A 19,637-nucleotide genomic window follows, 5' to 3' on the forward strand; every position below is an offset into this window, starting at 1 on the left:
CCGAGGTTGTCATATTCTAAAAGATTGGGGGGATGCGATATGCATCCCCTCTTGCAATTGAGGATGTATGGATTATTTGCTCGACGGCCTCATGCAGGCATTTGTTCTTCTTTTTTCAGGGCATGAGGAGACCTATTCGGCGGTGTCGATCACCATTATGGTCTCGTCTCTGTCCATCGCCTGTTGTCTGATAATTGGAGCTCCGCTGGGGTTTCTTCTGGGCAACAACAAGTTCCCGGGACGCAAAGTCCTGCGGATGCTCATGGATACCCTGCTTTCATTCCCCACTGTGGTTATTGGTCTGCTGGTTTATGCCATGCTGTCCTCGAAAGGCCCCTTGGGCGAGTTGGGGTTGCTGTTTACCATTCCCGGCATTGCCGTGGGGCAGACATTGCTCGGCCTGCCCATCGTCATCGCCATGACCGCCACGGCAGTGGAGAACATGGACAGTCGCCTGAAGCCGACTCTGCGGACTCTGGGCGCGTCGCCTCGTCAGGTGCTTCTGACCACGCTTTGGGAAGCGCGTTTTCATATGGCTTTGGCCGCAGTGGCTGCCTATGGCCGCATCGTCTCTGAGATAGGGATTTCGATGATGGTTGGTGGTAACATCAAATGGCACACCCGGACCATTACCACCGCCATTGCACTGGAAACGGGCAAAGGGCAGTTTGCTATGGGTATCGCTTTGGGACTGGTGTTGCTACTCATCGCTTTTGCCGTGAACTTGTCCGTTGTTGGGCTGAGAAGGATGGCTGAGAAATGAGTCCATTGCTGTATGAACTGCGTGATGTGGTGCAAGAATATGGTGGCAGGGAAGTTTTGCGAGTGCCGAAGCTTGATCTCTACGAACGTAGGATAACCGGCTTGGCTGGACCCAACGGCAGCGGCAAGAGTACCTTGATGCGTTTGTTGGCCTTTCTGGAATCTCCCGCTCACGGTGTTGTGAAATACGCGGGCAATGGGAAGGCGGATGCCGACAATGGCGTGCGGCGCGAGGTGACCCTGCTGACGCAGGAACCGTATTTGCTGAAGAGATCGGTTGCCGCCAATGTGGCCTATGGCATGAAGGTGCGGGGGCTTGGTGCCAGCCTGGAACGAGTGGGGCATTCGCTTGAAATGGTCGGGCTTGATCCTGAGCTGTTCATGCATCGGGCGTGGTATGAACTGTCCGGTGGGGAAGCTCAGCGGGTTGCGTTGGCTGCTCGTCTGGTGCTGCGGCCCAAGGTTCTTCTGCTGGACGAACCCACGGCAAGCCTCGATGAAGTGAGTGTTGATCGCATACATCATGCTGTTCTGGCTGCCCGCGAGCAGTGGGGAACAACTCTGGTCGTTGTCAGTCATGACATGGGCTGGTTGAATAAAGTGTGCGACGAGATAATATCCCTGCGCAGCGGTCGAATTCAATCGCCTGACAATTCATCCTGAGGCGTTGTTTTACTCATCCTGAGGACGTTTTTGGCTTTTGCCTCCTATGGCAATGGTGTCTTCATGCTGTTGCTATTCGTTGTTTTTAGTTGTTGTGAGTTTCTGTGCGTGTTCTTTTTTCGGTTTGAAGGTTTGTTTTCAACTCTGGATGACTGTAAGGCGAAGCTTGTGGCCTCTCCTTTTGTTCTATGTTGATAGCTGCGTGGCTTGATTTTTTTTGTTTGGATGCAATCTGTTTTGCATGAGGATTGATCGGTCTGTTGTCGTTGAGTGTTTTAAAATAAAAAAAGGAGGCCTGACCCGGTGTCGCGGACGGGCCAGACCTCTAACTGTGTGTGAAACCGCCAGAGTGCTGAGGGGGAATGACCTGGCAGTCAATAGAAGTGTAAAACGTGCAGAGGATTTGTCAATACTAAAAAAAACCATTTGAATTTTGGTGGGTTGTGTCTGCTTGTTGTAGGTGTTTGGCGTCATTGATAACAATATTTGTGGCAATATTGTGAAATCCAAGCTGATTTGTGATGATTGTCTGGTGGGGGTATCTAGTGAGCCAAACGCAATTTTAACCGGGGGGGCGCTTGACCTGTTGGGTGAACTCTGGTCCTCAATACCGATCCATACCGCACTGAAGGCTCAGGGAGAGTACTGATATGATAGCTGTAAGCATCGTTGGCTATAAGGATACGGGCAAGACGACGTTGGCTCTGGCATTGGGCGAGGAGCTGAGGAGCCGGGGCGTCTCCATTGCTGCGGTCAAGTTCACGCATCATGACGGCGTGGACATTGAGGGGACGGACACCGAACGATTGCGCAGGGTCTATGGCAGTGCTGCTCTGCTGAGCCCGGATGGGGCTGCGTTGTTCTGGGAGGGGAAACGCTATTTGCCCGATTTGTTGCCGCTGCTCAACGCCGATGTCGTGGTTGTGGAAGGGGGCAAGAGCCTTGGATGGCTGCCACGAATTCTGTTGCTGCGTTCCATCGCCGATGCCGGAAGTCTTGGTGAAGATTTGGCCCTGGCGAGCTACGGTGATGTAGAGGGGTATAAAATGAACCACGTGACCGATGTTTCCGCTTTGGCCGATCTGGTGCTGGAAAAGGGCTTTGCCCTGGCAGGTTTGGATTGCGGGGCCTGCGGACGTCCAGACTGTGCGTCGCTGGCGCGTGACATTGTGGCGGGAAAAGCCACGGTGAAGGAATGCCAGTCTCAGTTCTCCGGGGTCGAGGTGACCGTGGGCGGGAATACTATCGCCATGAATCCCTTTGTGCAGCGGGTTTTTTCTGCGTCTCTGGTGGGAATGCTCAAGGAATTCAAGGGATATGCACCGGGCCCCATCGAGATCAAACTTCAAGGGAAGTAGGCTGCTGTTTCGTTATCGCGAGCCCTGGGTGTGCGGGGCGGGAGGCTGGTCAATTTTGATTTTGCCGTGGATATCTGCTTTCTGCATCAGGATCGTCATGAATTCCAAGTGATTGAGGTTTGTAGTCCTCTGATGAACCAATGATGGTTGCCACCGGAGGTCCCTCAAAGGTTGACTTTGGCACAGCTTTCAATGCCCGTGAGTGTCAAGTCGATAAGCGGTGGGGATTGATCCTGTCCGAGCTTGTTGATTGCCGTTTGGCTGCGAATATGGAGGGGAGGAGAGATGGGGTATTGTTCATGGGTGTTTTTTCTTGACTGCCAACAGGCCCTCGGATAAATATTCTCCCTCTCAAATCGCCAACGTAGCTCAGATGGTAGAGCAGCTGATTCGTAATCAGCAGGTCTGGAGTTCAATTCTCCACGTTGGCTCCAAAGATTATCAAAGGGCCACGATATCCATGCCGGATACCGTGGCCCTTTTCTGTGGGTCTTTTTGTTTGATTGGGGCGGATTAGAATTTGTAGCGTAGTCCAAATGTCACTTCAGTGGCAGTCATGTTTGCAACAGAGTGCGCCTCGTCGATGGGGGCGACATTTTCCCATCTGGCTTTCCCCATGTCGATATAGCGCAAGAGCACATCTGCGGTAAGGTGCTCATTGATCGCATATCCAACTCCCGCACCAACATTCCACGCAAAATCAGTTTTGGTTACTTCTCGACCCTCATATTCCACAAACAGACCAAGCAATTCATTAACTGAATTGTCACTTTCATGAATTGCCAAGCCAGCTCCCGCCATGATGAACGGTGTGAATTTGGAGTCATTTCTGAAGTCGTAGAAGACATTGAGCATGACAGTGTGTGTCGTCAGATCCTGTTCAACATCATAGGTGCCACTTGTGGTGGGCTTTTTATCGTGTTGGTAATTTGTCCGGTACATGTATTCAATTTCAGCCCGGATATCCTGCTTGAATTCGTACCCTGCTGCTGCGCCTAGAGTGAGAACAGTCTCGCTGCTGTCCCTGGTGTATTCCGAAGTGACATCACCAATGGCGTCACTGGTCCAGTTCCCATTGGCAAAAGCCATGATTGACGGGCCTGTTTTTCCTGCAAGATAGAAGCCTGTTTCTTGGGCAAAGGCACTTTGAGATGATAGCAGAAGAGCGACCAGGATGAGGAGTGTGTGTCTGAGCATCGTATGATTCCAGTAGGTTGAATGTGAAAAGAGTTCGTGCTTCTAGCTATGGGAAAGTGGAGTGTCAATAGTCTGTGGCAGGGCGGAAATTGAAGCTCGACATGTGACCCCATAGAGGAGGCGCCAGCAGGGGATAGCTGTAATTGAACTCGGTGTTTTTCAGTTCTTTTCTTTGATTCGAATCATTCATTGTTTGTGATGCTTGATCTGAGCGTTTGCGTAGGAATGTGATGATGTAGTGCTTGATGCCCGTTGCGCATTGCTGGCTGTCGACAATCCAGTCTTGGGTGTTGTATATGTTGCGTTCAAACATCGGGGGATGAAGAACTCATTGGAGGGGGCAATATGCGTCGATTGTTTTTAAGTGTCTGTGTTTTAATGATATGGTCCACCGCTGCATGTGCGGCGTCGGATGTGGTGGCGACCTATGTCTATCAGGACGGCACCATGATGACCCTGTGTGTGCGCGACTCCGAGCATGTGCGCATGGATACCTCGCCGACCAGCTACACGCTGCTCAAGGGCAACAAGGTCTATTCAGTCAACAAGGACGATGATGGCAACTGGCAGGTTATGGATATGGCAAAGATGGCTGCCATGTCTGCCGGTATGGGCAGTATGTTCGGTGGTGGTACTCCTGACCCTGCTGATAGCGAATTGACTTACACCAAGACCGGTAAGAAAGAGAAAGTGGCCGGGTACACTGGGCTGGTTTACAGTGCAGAGTACAAGGAAAACGGCAAAGTGGTCAGTCGTGATGAGGCTGTTTTGTCTACGCACTCCGACCTCAAACAGGTCAATGAGGGGTGGGTGGCCTTTGCCAGAGCGATGACCAAGGCCATGGGGCATTCCGCTGCCGCGTCGATGGACAAGAGCCTCGAGCAGGCAGAAGAATATGGCTATGGCGGAATGCTGCGCTATGGCGATGAAATGCGCTTGAAGAGTTTGAAGAAAACGAGCCTCAAGGCGTCCTACTTTTCATTGCCAGCAGGTGCCCAGCAGATGCAGGTGCAGCAGCCCCCTCAGCAGTCTCAGCAGCAATCCGATAGCACTGGCCTAGGGCAGGATGCCAAGGATGTGGGGCAGGCTGCCCGAGACGAGGCTAAGGATTCTACTATTGAAGGTGTGCGCGAGGGCGTGCGCGACGTATTTAAAAGCCTTTTTTAAGCGCCTGATTATCCACCAAAACCCCGTAACAGCCTGTGCTGTTGCGGGGTTTTTTGCGGAAAAAGACTTGATTTATCCCTACTGAGTGAATACTCAGTTTGTGAAAAAGAAATACCGTGATTTATGGTATTTGGCGGCTAATCCCCCATTTTTCATAAGATTATGGCTTCTTCCCCTTGACAGGGGGAGAGATTGATAATTAAATAACATGCGACTGAGCGAGTACTCAGTCAGGTTTTCAGGAGATGAAATGACGAAGAAAGACAAGATACTGCTTGCGGCCACCAGGATGTTTGCTGGTAAGGGCTTTGCCGATACGAGCACTGCGGAACTCGCCGGAATCACCGGGGCGGCCGAGAGTACAATCTTCTATCATTTCAAGAACAAAGAGGAGCTGTTCCTCGAAGTTTTGCGCAAGGTCCGAGTGGAGATTGTGCAGCATTTCGAAGAGCACGAAGGGAGTCAGGAGTACGAATCCGGATTGGAAAAGGTTGAAGGGCTGTTGGGCTATTACCTTTATCTTGCCGGGACCATGGAGGATGCATTTCTGCTCCTGCATCGCCATTATCCGTATCTGTTGGCTCAAGAAAACGAGGTTTGCCGAGAAAACCTGGAGGCTGTGTACAACTGCATGGCCGATATTTTTGAGCGGGCCATCGAGGAAGGGAAACGAGACGGCAGTGTAGCCGATATCCCTGCCCGTAAAACGGCGCTCATCCTGTTCACCATGGTTGATGGCTTGGTCCGGTTCAAGACGTACAACTTGTACGACGCCGGGACACTGTTCAAGGAAATGATCGCCTCTGCGCGGAAAATTCTGGTACACGCACAATAAGACAGGACGGAACATCTATGCTCACGAGAATCCTGCCCTTTCTCGACTGGTTCAAAGGGTACGGCGCCGAAAAGTTCAAACTCGACGCCTTAGCCGGTATCACGGTCGCACTGGTCCTCATTCCTCAAAGTATGGCTTACGCCCAGCTGGCGGGTCTGCCTGCCTATTATGGTTTGTATGCCGCTTTCATGCCTCCGATGATTGCCGCTCTGTTTGGCTCCAGCCGTCAGTTGGCTACTGGCCCGGTGGCGGTGGTTTCACTTATGACGGCAGCCAGCCTGGAACCACTAGCCACGGCAGGAAGCGAGGGCTATATCGCCTATGCAATCCTGTTGGCGGTCCTTGTGGGTGTCTTTCAGTTGTCGCTGGGCATTCTGCGGTTGGGGCTGGTCGTGAACTTCTTGTCTCACCCGGTGGTCAACGGCTTCACCAACGCCGCCGCCATCATCATCGCATCCAGCCAATTGTCCAAGATGTTTGGTGTCTATGTGGACAAGGCCGAACATCACTATGAAACCATCATGCGCGTGGTCGAAGCGGCCGTGCAATACACTCACTGGCCCACACTGGGCATGGGAGTGTTGGCCTTTATCATTATGTACGGCCTCAAGCGCACCATGCCCAAGATTCCCAACGTTCTGGTGGCCGTGGCTTTGACCACAGTTCTGTCCTGGGCCATTGGTTTCCAGCATGACGCCCGCGTGGATGTGAGTGCCATTCAGTCCGCGGATGTCGCTGTTTCTCTGCAGGCATTCAATACTGCAACCCAGGCTGTCCAGGATCTGTCCGAAGAGCGGGCCGGTATTTCCGCCGCCCTGGACGAGGCCAAAAAGGCTGACAATTTTGATGCTGCCAACGATGCAACGCATGATCTGATTCGCATCAACCACACGATCAGCAGTCAGAAGCAGATTGCACACGTCGAGCGTGAGCGCCTGCGTGCCACGTTGTTCTCCGGTATCGAAGGCCCCGAGGGTCTGACTCTGTTCCCGCAGGATGCCGTGCCCATTGGTGCAGAGACCGATGGCCGAGTCTGGCGTTTGAAGGTCGGCAACAAGCTGCTGGACACCGCCTCGCTGCTGGTCACCGGTGGTGGTGCCGTAGTCGGTACGATTCCCGAAGGGCTGCCCGCGCTGACCATTCCCAAGTTTGACCTGGGTATCATTCTGCACCTGCTGTCCTACGCCGCCATCATCTCCCTGTTGGGTTTCATGGAGGCCATCTCCATCGCCAAGGCCATGGCAGCCAAGACCGGCCAGCGCCTTGATCCCAACCAGGAACTCATCGGTCAGGGCCTGGCTAACATCCTGGGTGCATTGACCCGAAGCTATCCGGTCTCGGGTTCGTTTTCGCGTTCGGCGGTTAACCTCCAGGCTGGCGCTGTGACCGGTTTGTCCAGCGTGTTCACCAGTGCCATGGTTGTCATCGCGCTGCTGTTCTTTACCCCGCTGTTGTATCATCTGCCTCAGGCCGTGTTGGCTGCTGTTATCATGATGGCTGTCATGGGTCTGATCAATGCCTCGGGTTTCATCCACTCCTGGAAGGCCCAGCGCTACGACGGCATCATCTCCGTGATCTCGTTCCTGGCGACCCTGGCTTTTGCTCCGCATCTGGACAAGGGCATCATGGTTGGTGTTGCACTGTCTCTGGGCGTGTTCCTGTACAAGAGCATGCGCCCGAGTGTGCGCTCCCTGGCCATGGCCGACGATAATGCTCTGCGCTGCGCCGAGGAATATAGTCTGATGGAGTGCGAATACGTGGATGTGGTCCGCTTTGACGGCCCATTGTTCTTCGCCAATGCCAGTTTCCTGGAAGACAAGATCAATGAGCGCATGTCCTTGAAGCCCAAGCTGCAGCACATTGTGCTGGTGGCCAGCGGTATGAATGATATGGACGCCTCTGGTGAGGAAGTGCTGTCCCTGCTGGTGGATCGTTGTCGCCAGAATGGGGTGGATATCTCCCTGTCAGGTGTGAACGAATCGGTGCGCAAGGTTCTGGTCAGGACCCACCTGCTGGAGAAGATCGGCGAAGATCATATCTACGCGACTTCCGAGCGGGCTCTGGAGACCATCCACGAGGACGCCCACAAAGCGGCTGAAGAGGGCGGCAACTGCCCCCTGACGACGGTTTGCTACAACTCCTAGGGAGGAACAAGAACATGCCTATTATCAATATCTTCGGTGGTTCCTTTTGCAGAAAGGAGCAGGTGGTACGCAAGCTCATGTCCTCCACGGGCTATGTGCGCCTGAGTGACGAGCAGATTGTCTCCACTGCGGCCAAGCTTTCGGGCATGGCCGAGGAAAAAATCGCCAAGGCCCTGACGTCCAAGGCTTCTGTGTTCAACCGCTTCACCCGCGAAAAGGAACGCACCGTAGCCTGGCTCAAGCTTGCCACCGCGCAGACCTTGACCGGTGAGGATCTGATCCTTGACGGAGCGGCCGGACTTCTGGTTCCGCCCAGCGTGACCCATTGTCTTCGTGTCTGCCTGATTGCCGATATTCAGCATCGGCTGCAGATTGCTCATGAGGATAAGGGACTGGAAGAGAGGGATGCCCTGAAGCGTATCCGCAAGAATGATGCAGACAGCGCAACCTGGGTCGACATGGTTCTTAGCGCCAAAGATCCCTGGACAACGGGGCTCTATGATATGCTGATTCCCATGGATAAGCAGGGCGTGGATGGCGCTGTGTCCTTGATCGAACAAAACCTGACCAACGAGGCATTGGCCGTCACGGAGTTTTCTCGCAAGGCTCTGGACGACTTCAGGCTCGCTGCCAAGGCTGAGGTGTACCTCGTGGATGAAGGCCACGACGTGGGCGTTCGTGCCGAGGACGGCAAGCTTGTCCTGACCATCAATAAGAACGTCATGATGCTTGAACGCTTGAAAGGCGAGTTGCTGAGCGCAGCGTCCAAGGTTGATGGCGTCACGGATGTGGAGGTCAAAGTGGGCAGTGGATTCTATCAGACCGATATCTACCGCAAGGTTGATTTCGAGATGCCGTCCAAGGTTCTGCTTGTCGATGACGAGCGCGAATTTGTCCAGACACTGTCTGAGCGCCTTGAGATGCGCGATGTGGGTTCGCATGTTGTCTTTGATGGCGAATCAGCTCTGGACATGATGCGTTCAGATGAGCCTGAAGTCATGATTCTCGACCTTAAGATGCCCGGCATTGACGGCATCGAGGTGCTCAGGCGCGTCAAGTCCGAGAACCCGGCCATCGAGGTGATCATCCTCACCGGTCATGGCTCCGAGGACGATCGCAAGGTCTGCATGGACCTGGGTGCATTTGCCTATCTGCATAAGCCTGTGGACATCGAGGTGTTGTCTCAGACCCTCAAGCAGGCCAATCAGAAGATTCGTAACCGTCCTGTCAGCAGCTAACGATACAGGGGCAAGGGAAGAGCGATGAGAGACTTCATTCTACCAAGATTCTGGCGGGGTTCTTCGGACTCCAATCGTTTCAAGGGGCTGTTCAATTACAAGACAGCTTGGCTGCTGGCTATCGTATTGACGGCATTCTCATCCCTTGCCCCATTGTTGGCTATGGTCTCTTTTGATTATCAGATCAGTCGTTCCGCAGCGGAATCCGAGGTGCGGCTCAGGACATCGCGCACCGTGTCCAATGCCAAGCGTGTGCTCTCGTTTTATCTTCAGGAACGTATCAGTGCCCTGCAGTTTGTGCTGCGGGACAACACCTACGGATCCTTGAGTGACAACGCACGTCTGCAACTGCTTCTTGAGGATTTGACCCAGAGTCATGGTGGCTTCATCGACTTGGGAATTATTGACCAGGACGGTCGCCAGAAGACCTACGTTGGGCCTTACAATCTGCAAGGCAAGAACTACAAAGGGCAGGATTGGTTCGGGCTGGCAGCTTCCAGAGGCAGCTACATCAGCGGTGTATTTTTGGGCTTCCGTAACGTGCCCCACCTTGTTGTGGTCGTGCGCCATGATTTGCCTGGCGGTGGTTTCTTCCTGTTACGTGCAACCCTGGATACCGAGCAGTTCAGTTCCCTTGCCGGTCTGGAACTGTCTTCGGGCGGAGACTCGTTCATTATCAATCATGGTGGTGTGCTCCAGACTCCTTCACGATATCACGGCGATGTGCTTTCGGACTTCAAGCTTCCTGTTCCCACTTTTTCAGATCACTCGGAGGTGATCGAGGAAAATGCCGCAGGCGGGCGTGTTTTTATTGGATACGCCTATATTCCTGACTCGCCATTCATTTTTATGGTCATCAAGGATCGTTCCGGATTGTTGGCGTCGTGGTATGAAACCCGTGTTCAGTTATTGGGTTTCCTGATTGCGAGCATCATTGTTGTGCTGCTGGTGGTGTCGGCAATGGCGACATATCTGGTGAACAGCATCTATATTGCCGATCAGAATCGGGCTGCAGTCCTTCACCACGTTGAGCATTCCAACAAGTTGGCCTCCATTGGGCGGTTGGCAGCAGGTGTGGCCCACGAGGTCAATAATCCACTGGCCGTGATTGGAGAAAAGACGGGATTGCTCAAGGATCTGCTGACCTATGGTGGCGAGAATGTGAGTCAGAGCAGGTTGCTGGATCTGGCTCGGGACATTGAGCAATCAGTGGAGCGCTGTGGCAACATTACCAAGCACTTGTTGGGATTTGCCAGGCACATTCATGTGTCGGTTGAAAATATCAATCTGGCAGAGATTATTGATGAAACAATGAGCTTTTTGCGCAAGGAAGCCGAATATCGCAGTGTTGAGATTACAACGGCTGTGGCCGAAGGCCAGCCGGATTTCAAATGCGACCGAGGCAAGCTGCAACAGATTCTGCTCAACCTCGTGAACAATGCCTTCCAGGCCGTTTCCGAAGGGGGGCATGTCTCGGTAACCGCCGACAGCCCCGACGACGATCATATTCGAATCCAGGTCAGCGACGACGGGTGTGGTATTTCTGACGTTGATCGCAAGCGGATTTTTGAGCCCTTTTTTTCGACCAAGACGGCTTCGGGTGGAACCGGTCTTGGCTTGTCCATCACCTATGGCCTCGTGCATAAGTTGTCGGGAGACATCAGCATCGAGAGCACGGAGGGTGAAGGGACGATTTTTACAATCGTACTGCCTCGTGACTGCGGGGGAGGGAATGAGGACACATGCGAATATTGTTAGTGGATGATGAACGGGACCTTGTGGCTGCATTGGCCGAGAGGTTCAGCTTCCGAGGGATTGATGCGGATTTCGCCACCTCGGGGGATGATGCCTTGAATATGGCGAAGGAGAACGCTTACGATCTTGCTGTGTTGGATGTGAAAATGCCCAAGATCAGTGGGTTGGAGCTTTCCAAGCGGCTCTACCGAATTCTTCCAGAGATGAAGTGCATTTTTCTCACCGGGCATGGCTCCGCACTCGACTTCGAAGCGGGAGCCTCCAGTGGAGCACCTTATTTGGTCAAGCCTGTAAACATTGACCTTTTGGTCAAAGAAATCCACAAGGTGTTGGGCACAGGCGAGGACGGGTAACCGTATGTTGGAACAATGGGATGAACTCGGCCCGGCGGGATTGGAATTTTATGGTGGCACTTGCGCCTCCATCTCGCACGAACTCAAAAACAGTCTGGCCTTGATCAACGAAAATGCGGGGCTGATGAATGACCTGCTGATTCGTGCACAACAGGGCCACCCCCTGGACCATGAGAAGGTGGCGCGCATTGCCGAGCGTATCGCCAAGCACGTGGGCATCGCCAACGGGACTATTGCCAACCTGAACCGTTTTGGGCATTTGATTGATGAACCCAGGCGACAAGTGGATGTCTACGAGGCTGTGGCTCTTGCCGTGAATTTGCATCTTCGTCTTGCCAGCCAGAAACGTGTTGAAATTGTGATTGAATCCGTAGATGAAGGGGTTCAATTGATGACCCGGCCCTTTGAGCTTGGGAACATCCTCGGGGCGTGCATCAAAGCCGCACTCCCTGCTGCTCAGGGGACGTTAAGTGTTCAAATCGCAACCACAGAGAGTGGTGTCGATATTCATTTTATCGGGATTACTCCCGATGCCTTGGAGCTTCCCTCCGGGAATGCTGTGAAGGCTTTGCTGAATGCTCTGGCCGCCACCTGTGAGGTCCGGCCTGAAAATCACTGTTTGACCCTCGGCCTGAGACGATAGTCTCGAGCCTGAAGACAACCGCATGCCCACAGGAGGCATATCATGACCAAGAAAGTGCTGCTCGTTGATGATGAAAAGGATTTCCTCGACACTTTGTCCGAGCGTTTGAAGACCCGTGGCCTGGACGTCTCTTCCTCTGCTGAACCCGCGGAAGCTCTTGAGATTGCCATGAACGATGGCTACGACGTGATTGTCGTGGACTTGAAGATGCCCGGCATGAATGGCATCGAGTTCTTGCGCACCATCAAGGACGCACGCCCCGAGATGCAGGTGATCCTGCTGACTGGCCACGCCACCGTGGACAAGGGGATCGAGGCTGTGAAGCTTGGCGCTCTGGATGTTCTTGAGAAGCCAGCCAACTTTGAAACCCTGATGGATCGTATCGAGAAGGCCAGTGCCAAGAAGCTGGTGCTTTTGGAAAAGAAGGATCAGGACAAGATTCAGGATATCATTACGAAACACGGCTGGTAGATCGCGAATCTTTGTCGCGTCGTCCATTGGCGATAAGGGCCCCGCTTCTTGCGGGGCCTTTTTTATTGCCCAACGAGCATGGGCAAGCGTCCACGATATGGGAACTGTGAGGCTTTGGTTGAATCCGATGGCTTGCCAGATCGATATATTCGAGTAGGATATACACCGAGAACTGTCCTTTTGATCAAGAGTGAAAAGCATGCAGAAACAATCGAGTTTGTATACCCGTATCATCGTCACCCTGATTGTTTTCTCGGTGGTGATTATGGCCGCGTTCACCCTTGGTTCTTTGCATTACCAGCGCGAAGCCCTGCGAGAAGAGATTCGCGAAACGGCTCATACTGTGGTTCGGCGTGCATCCTCTATCTTGCCTTCAGCCCTCTGGGAATACAACGATATCTACATTCGGGATTACATCGATTCGTTGTTTATGTTGCCCTATGTCGCCTTTGTGCGCGTCAGGAGTGAGGGCGAAATCTATGAAAAACGAGGATTGGAGTTTTCGCTGTATGGCACAGATTTCTTTCGTAATTCATCAGATTTTCATTGGGAAGAACAGCCAATTCGCCGTAATGGTGTGCCTATTGGTATGTTTGAGATTGCAGTGTCCTTTGAATCGTTAAATGAATTGCTGATGAACAAAGTGCAGCAGTTTGTACTGTCGATGACGGTTCTGATCTTTGGCTTGGCCGTGATTACCATGTTCTTGTTCCGCAGGTATATCTTCAAGCCGATTCGGGCTCTGGAGCGGGTTGCCGATGCCGTTGCCAGGGGCGATTTAAGTGCCAGATCCGGTGTGAAAGGGATTGGCGAAATCGGTAGGCTGGCCGTCTCAATGGATAAGATGGTTGAAGGACTCGTGCGCGTCACGACCTCTCGGGATAAGCTCAACCAGGAGATTGACAAGCGTCTGCAAGCTGAAACCGAGTTGAAGGTCGAACGCGATCGGATCAAGCTGTATCTGGATACCGCTGGTGTTGCTCTGCTTGCATTGGATAGATCGGGACGGATTTCTCTGTTGAATCGCAAGGGATGCGAGCTTCTGGGATACGAACCAGGTACGGTTGAAGGCATGGACTGGTTTGAAAATTTCATTCCTCGACGCTCTAGCGAAAGTGTACGTGCTGTCTTTCAATCCTTGATGTCAGGAGCACTCAAGCCATTTGATCATCACGAGAACGAAGTGCTGACAAGGGATGGGCACCTGCGATTGTTCTCCTGGAATAACACTCTGATTAAAGGGGGAAGTGGTACCATTCTGGGGAGTTTGAGTTCCGGGCAGGATATTACCGAAGAACGGCTTCGTGAGCAGGCGTTGAAACAAAGTGAGGAGCGATTCCGGGTGCTCGTGGAATCCATGAATGAGGCTGTGGTTTCTCTGAACAAGAAAGGGCAGCTTGAATACACCAATCAGCGTTTTTGCGAGATGCTCGGTATTGCTCGTCAGCGAACTTTCGGTAAGCGGATTGAAGATTTTCTTGATCCGTCCAACGCCAAGCGTTTCAGGATATATTTTGATATGGAGTCTGCGCCTCGGAGTGAGCCCCATGAGTTGATTTGGACCCATCATAGTGGGCGGCAGGTTCATACCTATGTTTCCCCAGCCTTGATCTACAGCAATGATGGAGAACTGGAAGGAGCAACTATTGCCATTGCTGATATTTCCAAACTCAAGGAACTCGAGGGACAGCTTGTTCAGGCGCAAATGCTGGAGTCTTTGGGGTCCATGGCTGCAGGTATCGCGCATGAAATTAATACTCCCTGTCAGTATGTGCTCAATAATACCCAGTTTTTGCGAAAGGCAACGAGCATTGTTCTGGCCGTTTTGAAAATGTACGAGGAGTTGCGTCTTGCGGTGGACAATGGGGGAGAGACGCGGGCTTTGGTTCAGGAGTTGGAGGATGAACTGGCAAAGCAGCAGATTGATTATCTTCAGGAAGATATGACGGCCGCCATCACTGAAAGCCTGGAAGGAATTGATCGTATCGCTGCCATTGTGCGTTCGGTCAAGCAGTTCGCCAACCCCGGGGCTGAGGAAAAGGCTGCAACCGATTTGAACGAGCTTGTTCGCAATACCGTGATCGTTTCAACCAACGAGTGGAAGTACATGGCCGACTTGATTATGGAATTGGAAGAAGGTCTACCGATGGTTCCATGCGTGGTCGGGCAGATTAATCAGGTGCTTTTGAATCTGATCGTCAATGCAGCTCAGGCTATCGAGCCCAGAGTGGAGGCCAAAGATTATCTCAAGGGTGAGATCAGGATCAGGACCGCTCATGATGAGGACTGGGTGTATCTCGAAGTGTCGGATAATGGCTCAGGCATTGCCCCTGAGGATCGGGACCATGTTTTCAGGCCGTTTTATACGACCAAGGCTCCGGGCAAGGGTACCGGGCAGGGGTTGGCCATTTCACAGACAGTTATCAGGGATACACATAACGGAGATTTGACCTTTGAAACTGTGCCGGGCGAAGGCACTACCTTCAAGATTGTTTTGCCCATAAGTGCTTGATACCGGGAAGAATCGTCATGCGTGGTGTCAGGGAGTGAAACGACCTGAGCGCATCAGCGCGGCAAGGGCTGCTCCGAGAATGAATCCTACGGCAAGATTCGAGGCCAGGGTGATCCCGAGTACAGTCACACAGATAAACAGATCCTGGCGAGTTTTCATGTCCAGAATGGTCAGCGCCAGTTGGCTTCCCGCAAAAAACAAAAGAACTCCCAATACTGATAGTGGTATCAGCCGTACTGCGTCCAGGATGGTGTCACCCAGCAGTAATGCCGTGATCACGAACAGCCCGCCAATAAACATGTTTGAGCCTGCAGTGCGTGCGCCGAATCGGTAGTGCGCTGCCAGCCCGCCTGCCCCATGGCACATGGGGATTCCTCCCAGCAGAAAACTGCCAAGATTGGCCAGACCCATGGAAAGGCACAGGGCTTTGGGTGTGGTTCGTCTGGCATCGTCGCCGAAATATTCTTTGGCGAGATCGGCATTGGCGATAACGGCGTTTCCTAAGGTCATGGGGAGCTGCGGGAGGGTCAGTGCTATGAAGACTGCCACAAGCATGTCCAGAGATGGCATACCTTCGGGCATCAGACTGGGAAGCTGTGGTGCCAGTGCGATACCGTCTGTTGCCGCCCCGAGCAAGAGACCGGAGAGAATGCCGAATCCAATCACAACAAGTCCTGCAGGAAAGCGCTTGCTGGTTAGTAGCGCCATGGTTAGGCCCATGGCTGCAAGGCCAAGGAGCCAGTTGATGGGTACTGGCCCCAGCTTGGTCACGCTGAGAAAGGGTTCGGCCGAATGGCGAAGTTGCTGCAGTGGGGCTTCACCCAACACAAAACGCACACTCTGCGCCATCAGCAGGATGCCGGTAGAGAGCTGGATACCTCGGATGACTGGCTTGGGGATGATACGAATGATGCGTTTCATGGAGCCAGACAGTCCGATCAAAAACAATGTCACTCCCACGGTTAAGCTTGCTGCATGCACTTCCGAGGATGCCAACCCCATGGTGATCGCATAGGAACCCATGACCTTCATGGGCTGCACTGGGGTTGTGGTGCCAAAATAGATGCCTGAGGCAATGTAAAACAGGCCCACGGACAGGAACACGCCCTGGGGTGAGAGTTGATTGACCATGATCATGCCCACGGCAATGGGCAGAATGACGCCCAGATCGGCGAGAGAACCGGCAATTTCAAGCTTGCTTAAACGATAGGTCATCAATGTGCTCCGGGGTCACCTGTGAAATTCCTAGGCCATTCTGTGATTAAAATGACCAAGTCTGTCAATGTAATACCAGTCTTGTATGAGTAGTAAAGCCTCATCGGCCAGCTTGTCTCCTTCATGTCCTCATGTTCGGACAGACCACAGTCGGAAATGGAAAAAATCGCCTCTGTGAGCTGCTTCTGCTGATTTTGTTGCGTCGCTTATCTGAAAATAGCGGCATGCGCATCTTTTTTTGAGGCGTTGTCATGAGGCGCGTTGAGATGTCCGAAGAATCGGAAAATTTCTGATGTCAATATCACATTGATCCGGTGCAGGACTCTGCACAGCCTTGAATCCACGCGCATTTACTACTCGTTCGGGCTTGTGTGGAAAAGTGGACGTACCGTCATTCCCGCGTCCGAGATGTGATTGATTGCCTTTGTCTTCCTCTCATTGATGGGCCTGCAGATAGATACCCAACTGTCTTCTTAAATTTCTGATAAAATTGAACCTATTTACTAATCGGTGCGGCCTGAATCTGGTGATTGCTTCCCAGCTCAGACGCCTGGATTGGCTTTGGTCTGGCGTGATGTTTGCTAAAGTAAGGCTTGGTTGATTGACCAACCAATTTCAGGTAGAGGGTCCGGCACATTGTGGCCGCAACCGATTCAGGAACCGTAACTCCATAAGGAGTGTTCGTTGCACAAGAGATATGTCCCTATAGTCGTCACCATTGCTGTTCTGCTTGCTGTGGCGATCGTTGGATACTCACAGCCGCCCGTGGTGCAGAAGTCCCCCACCAGGGTTCTCATGGTCAATAATGGCGGCAGAGTCTTTTTCACCCACGCCATCCATGCTGATGACTACGGATATGATTGTGCCGATTGCCACCACGATGGTGTTGAAGGCGCAGAACCCATTGCTTGTGGCAGCTGCCACCCCAAGGCCTTTGACGGGTTGTTCAAGGAAGTGCATCAGCGGGCTTTTCCCAGCAAGGAATACTGTGAGCGTTGTCATGACAGTGAGCCCGTCTCGAGTATGTCCGATGACGAACGCCCCGACTCCGACATGCTGCTGACCAGAGCCGACGCTTTCCATGGCCAATGCATGGACTGCCACAAGGCGGAAGATGCCGGCCCCTATGGGGAAGAGAGCTGCTCAACCTGCCACGCCAAGTAAGGACGCCATGACCAAGATCGATTTCAACTTACGCAGTGACCATATTGAGCCTATTCAGGAAATGCTCGTTCCGGGACTGTTGAATATACCGGTGCGCGGCATGAGCCTGAAAACGGCTCGTGGCAAGAAACTGGAGAAGGGCGCCGTTGTTGCCCAGCATCCGGGACAGGGGAGTGCCGATGTCCACGCCTCTTTGGCGGGCAAGGTGACCAAGGTCAGTTTTGCTTATGTGACCATGCTGCCCGGTGAGGGCGGGGGTGTCGCTCCTGTGGATCTGAGCTCCGTGGACGACGATAAGGAGATGATTCGCACATTGCGCCGTTTGGGGGTGAGCGCGACTCCTCTGATGGAATCCGAACTGTTGCTCATCAACGGGCTGAATCCAGAACCCGGAGTAACATCCGCCGAAGCTCTGCTGGCTCACGAGAAGGATATCCTGATTGAGGGGCTGAGTCTGGCTCGTCGACTGGTGAAGCCATCCCGATGCATTCTTGTAACTTCGGGAGGCCCCGAGGTTCAGGGCCTGGGCGACTGCGAAGTGCAGACCGTGCGGGCCGAATATCCGGCTTCCATCGAGCCTTTGCTGATCAAAGCCATTACCGGCAAGGAGAATGCTGAAGGGACAGCCGTTCTCGATATTCATGCTTTGTGGGAATTAGGCATGGTTGCCACCACCGGTCTGCCCGTGACCGAGGTTGTCGTCACCGTGGGTGAGAACAATTGGCGCATACCCGTGGGGACTCCGCTTCGTCACGCCTTGGCCGAAGGAGGCCTGGAGTGCGCCGAAGGTGACGTGGTTCGGCTGGGAGGTGTCATGCGAGGTGAAGCCGCCTACAGTCTGGATCAGGGTATTTCCAAGCAGTGTCGGGCCATCGGTCTGGTCAAGGCGGGTGAGGTTGCCCCCGTGGAAAACGTGCCCTGCATCAACTGCGGCGAATGCGTCCTGCATTGTCCGGCCCGGCTGATGCCCAACCTGATTACGCGTTACGCTGAATTCGATCGTTTTGAGGATGCCCGCAAGCAAGGTTTGGATATCTGCTTTGGGTGTGGCATCTGCGCCACGGTGTGCATGGCTCGACGCCCATTGCTGCATCTGATCCGCTTCGCCAAGGAGCAGGTCCGCACGACTCTGGACGCTTAACGGGCCCGACGCGATTCAACGATACCTCATCAGAAGGAAACGAATATGACACCTCCTGTGATTAAACCGCTTGCGGACTCCGCCGGTGCCCTGGTTGTTTGTCCGCCGCCGCATGTGCGGACGGGATTGGGCGTGAGAGGGCTCTCCCTTGCCGGGTTGCTGGCTTTGGCTCCGGCCGCGATCATGGCCATGGGGAACTTCGGCCTGGATGCCGCGCGAGTCCTGGCACTGGCCGGTTCCGTGGCCGTACTGACGGAAGCACTGTGCCTGCGCCTTGCTGGCCGCGATGTTGATGTGGACAATTTCAGCGCCTTGTACGCGGGGCTGCTGTTTGCCTTTTTGTTGCCTGCTTCGGCTCCGTGGTGGCTGGTTGCCATGGGTGCGATACTGACCACCTCTCTGGGCCGTGTACTCTTCGGTGGCTTCGGCTCCAACCCGCTGTGTGCGCCTCTTGTTGCCTGGGCCATGTGTCGGATTTCCTGGCCCGCAGCCATGGATGTCGATTTTGCCATGGCGGCTTCGGCCATGCACGAGCCCTTGGCTCAACTCAAGTATTTCGGGGTACAGGCCTTGGATCAATTCGAGATGATTGATCTGTTGTTGGGCAGGCATTTGGGTGCACTGGGCGCGGTGCAGATCATTCCGCTTGCTCTGGGCGGAGTAGCCCTGATGGTTTTCAAGGTCATCAGGCCTTACATCCCGTTGGCCTTTCTTGCCGGTGTCCTGGGCATGGCAGGACTGCTGCACATGATCGACCCCAGTCTGTATGCCGAACCGGTCTTTCACCTACTGACGGGCAGTGTCGTTTTTGGCGCATTCTTTCTGGCCACGGATACCGCCTCCAGTCCCGTGGGACGGATGCCCATGATCCTGTTCGGACTCATGGCGGGCGTGATGGTTGTGGTGATCCGGGCTTGGGGTGTCTACACCGACGGCGTGCCTTTTGCCATTCTGCTGGTCAATCTGCTGTCCCCATTGCTGGACCGTGTGCGGCCCAAGCCCTTTGGAGCGAGGTAACC

At 53.5% G+C, this 19,637-nt stretch carries 17 protein-coding genes and 1 tRNA gene; 16 read left to right on the forward strand and 2 right to left on the reverse strand.

What is annotated here, in order from left to right:
- Positions 1-67 precede the first annotated feature (67 nt).
- From EL361_RS03225 to EL361_RS03240, 4 genes are all read left to right on the forward strand, one after another.
- Complete coding sequence (locus EL361_RS03225; RefSeq protein ID WP_126376551.1) at positions 68-763, forward strand: ABC transporter permease; 696 nt, start codon at positions 68-70, stop codon at positions 761-763.
- A complete protein-coding gene (locus tag EL361_RS03230) occupies positions 760-1,425 on the forward strand; it encodes an ABC transporter ATP-binding protein (protein WP_126376553.1) in 666 nt (221 codons plus the stop codon). The genes EL361_RS03225 and EL361_RS03230 overlap by 4 nt, the downstream gene beginning before the upstream one ends.
- Before the next feature lie 650 nt (positions 1,426-2,075).
- The gene (locus tag EL361_RS03235) at positions 2,076-2,783 is read left to right on the forward strand and encodes a molybdopterin-guanine dinucleotide biosynthesis protein MobB (RefSeq protein ID WP_126376555.1); all 708 of its coding nucleotides are present in this window, start codon (positions 2,076-2,078) and stop codon (positions 2,781-2,783) included.
- A 358-nt stretch (positions 2,784-3,141) separates the two neighbouring features.
- Positions 3,142-3,217, forward strand: a tRNA-Thr gene (locus EL361_RS03240).
- A gap of 79 nt (positions 3,218-3,296) precedes the next feature.
- On the opposite strand, the gene EL361_RS03245 is transcribed toward EL361_RS03240, so the two are convergent.
- Positions 3,297-3,980, reverse strand: a complete 684-nt coding sequence (locus tag EL361_RS03245) for an outer membrane protein (protein WP_126376557.1) — start codon at positions 3,978-3,980, stop codon at positions 3,297-3,299.
- Between the two features lie 345 nt (positions 3,981-4,325).
- Between EL361_RS03245 and EL361_RS03250 the strand changes: the two genes are divergently transcribed.
- The 9 genes from EL361_RS03250 to EL361_RS03290 all read left to right on the forward strand — a co-directional run bounded on the left by EL361_RS03250 (position 4,326) and on the right by EL361_RS03290 (position 15,098).
- Positions 4,326-5,147, forward strand: coding sequence for a hypothetical protein (locus EL361_RS03250; RefSeq protein ID WP_126376559.1), 822 nt, complete (start codon positions 4,326-4,328; stop codon positions 5,145-5,147).
- A gap of 250 nt (positions 5,148-5,397) precedes the next feature.
- A complete protein-coding gene (locus EL361_RS03255) occupies positions 5,398-5,982 on the forward strand; it encodes a TetR/AcrR family transcriptional regulator (protein WP_126376561.1) in 585 nt (194 codons plus the stop codon).
- Between the two features lie 17 nt (positions 5,983-5,999).
- On the forward strand, positions 6,000-8,126 hold the full coding sequence (locus tag EL361_RS03260; RefSeq protein WP_126376563.1) for a SulP family inorganic anion transporter: 2,127 nt from the start codon (positions 6,000-6,002) through the stop codon (positions 8,124-8,126).
- 14 nt (positions 8,127-8,140) lie between these two features.
- Positions 8,141-9,364: a response regulator gene (locus EL361_RS03265; RefSeq protein ID WP_126376565.1), complete on the forward strand. Its 1,224-nt coding sequence runs from the start codon at positions 8,141-8,143 to the stop codon at positions 9,362-9,364.
- A 24-nt stretch (positions 9,365-9,388) separates the two neighbouring features.
- The gene (locus tag EL361_RS03270; RefSeq protein WP_126376567.1) at positions 9,389-11,122 is read left to right on the forward strand and encodes a sensor histidine kinase; all 1,734 of its coding nucleotides are present in this window, start codon (positions 9,389-9,391) and stop codon (positions 11,120-11,122) included.
- Positions 11,107-11,472 (forward strand): response regulator, encoded by a 366-nt coding sequence (locus tag EL361_RS03275; protein WP_126376569.1) that lies wholly within the window; start codon positions 11,107-11,109, stop codon positions 11,470-11,472. The genes EL361_RS03270 and EL361_RS03275 overlap by 16 nt, the downstream gene beginning before the upstream one ends.
- A gap of 4 nt (positions 11,473-11,476) precedes the next feature.
- Entirely contained in the window at positions 11,477-12,115 is a 639-nt protein-coding gene (locus tag EL361_RS03280; protein WP_126376571.1) for a histidine kinase, read from the forward strand.
- A 42-nt stretch (positions 12,116-12,157) separates the two neighbouring features.
- Positions 12,158-12,586 (forward strand): response regulator, encoded by a 429-nt coding sequence (locus tag EL361_RS03285; protein ID WP_126376573.1) that lies wholly within the window; start codon positions 12,158-12,160, stop codon positions 12,584-12,586.
- A 199-nt stretch (positions 12,587-12,785) separates the two neighbouring features.
- Entirely contained in the window at positions 12,786-15,098 is a 2,313-nt protein-coding gene (locus EL361_RS03290) for a PAS domain S-box protein (RefSeq protein WP_126376575.1), read from the forward strand.
- A gap of 27 nt (positions 15,099-15,125) precedes the next feature.
- On the opposite strand, the gene EL361_RS03295 is transcribed toward EL361_RS03290, so the two are convergent.
- Positions 15,126-16,313 carry a putative sulfate/molybdate transporter gene (locus tag EL361_RS03295; protein ID WP_126376577.1) on the reverse strand — a complete coding sequence of 396 codons (1,188 nt, stop codon included), beginning with the start codon at positions 16,311-16,313 and terminating at the stop codon, positions 15,126-15,128.
- Between the two features lie 684 nt (positions 16,314-16,997).
- On the opposite strand from EL361_RS03295, the gene EL361_RS03300 reads away from it, so the two are divergent.
- The 3 genes from EL361_RS03300 to EL361_RS03310 are packed head-to-tail and all read left to right on the forward strand — an operon-like array spanning position 16,998 to position 19,635.
- Entirely contained in the window at positions 16,998-17,477 is a 480-nt protein-coding gene (locus EL361_RS03300; RefSeq protein ID WP_126376579.1) for a cytochrome c3 family protein, read from the forward strand.
- A gap of 7 nt (positions 17,478-17,484) precedes the next feature.
- On the forward strand, positions 17,485-18,618 hold the full coding sequence (locus EL361_RS03305; RefSeq protein ID WP_172961618.1) for a 4Fe-4S dicluster domain-containing protein: 1,134 nt from the start codon (positions 17,485-17,487) through the stop codon (positions 18,616-18,618).
- 45 nt (positions 18,619-18,663) lie between these two features.
- A complete protein-coding gene (locus tag EL361_RS03310) occupies positions 18,664-19,635 on the forward strand; it encodes an RnfABCDGE type electron transport complex subunit D (RefSeq protein WP_126376583.1) in 972 nt (323 codons plus the stop codon).
- Positions 19,636-19,637: the final 2 nt, after the last annotated feature.

The organism is Desulfovibrio ferrophilus (assembly GCF_003966735.1).
GTDB lineage: Bacteria > Desulfobacterota > Desulfovibrionia > Desulfovibrionales > Desulfovibrionaceae > Desulfovibrio_Q > Desulfovibrio_Q ferrophilus.

Excerpts from the sequence above, each read along its gene's own strand:
- EL361_RS03230 (WP_126376553.1), top strand. The coding sequence starts at position 760 with ATGAGTCCATTGCTGTATGAACTGCGTGATGTGGTGCAAGAATATGGT.
- EL361_RS03225 (WP_126376551.1), top strand. The coding sequence starts at position 68 with ATGGATTATTTGCTCGACGGCCTCATGCAGGCATTTGTTCTTCTTTTT.
- EL361_RS03280 (WP_126376571.1), top strand. The coding sequence starts at position 11,477 with ATGTTGGAACAATGGGATGAACTCGGCCCGGCGGGATTGGAATTTTAT.
- EL361_RS03255 (WP_126376561.1), top strand. The coding sequence starts at position 5,398 with ATGACGAAGAAAGACAAGATACTGCTTGCGGCCACCAGGATGTTTGCT.
- EL361_RS03265 (WP_126376565.1), top strand. The coding sequence starts at position 8,141 with ATGCCTATTATCAATATCTTCGGTGGTTCCTTTTGCAGAAAGGAGCAG.
- EL361_RS03305 (WP_172961618.1), top strand. The coding sequence starts at position 17,485 with ATGACCAAGATCGATTTCAACTTACGCAGTGACCATATTGAGCCTATT.
- EL361_RS03285 (WP_126376573.1), top strand. The coding sequence starts at position 12,158 with ATGACCAAGAAAGTGCTGCTCGTTGATGATGAAAAGGATTTCCTCGAC.
- EL361_RS03275 (WP_126376569.1), top strand. The coding sequence starts at position 11,107 with ATGCGAATATTGTTAGTGGATGATGAACGGGACCTTGTGGCTGCATTG.
- EL361_RS03270 (WP_126376567.1), top strand. The coding sequence starts at position 9,389 with ATGAGAGACTTCATTCTACCAAGATTCTGGCGGGGTTCTTCGGACTCC.
- EL361_RS03245 (WP_126376557.1), bottom strand. The coding sequence starts at position 3,980 with ATGCTCAGACACACACTCCTCATCCTGGTCGCTCTTCTGCTATCATCT.
- EL361_RS03235 (WP_126376555.1), top strand. The coding sequence starts at position 2,076 with ATGATAGCTGTAAGCATCGTTGGCTATAAGGATACGGGCAAGACGACG.
- EL361_RS03260 (WP_126376563.1), top strand. The coding sequence starts at position 6,000 with ATGCTCACGAGAATCCTGCCCTTTCTCGACTGGTTCAAAGGGTACGGC.
- EL361_RS03290 (WP_126376575.1), top strand. The coding sequence starts at position 12,786 with ATGCAGAAACAATCGAGTTTGTATACCCGTATCATCGTCACCCTGATT.
- EL361_RS03295 (WP_126376577.1), bottom strand. The coding sequence starts at position 16,313 with ATGACCTATCGTTTAAGCAAGCTTGAAATTGCCGGTTCTCTCGCCGAT.
- EL361_RS03250 (WP_126376559.1), top strand. The coding sequence starts at position 4,326 with ATGCGTCGATTGTTTTTAAGTGTCTGTGTTTTAATGATATGGTCCACC.
- EL361_RS03310 (WP_126376583.1), top strand. The coding sequence starts at position 18,664 with ATGACACCTCCTGTGATTAAACCGCTTGCGGACTCCGCCGGTGCCCTG.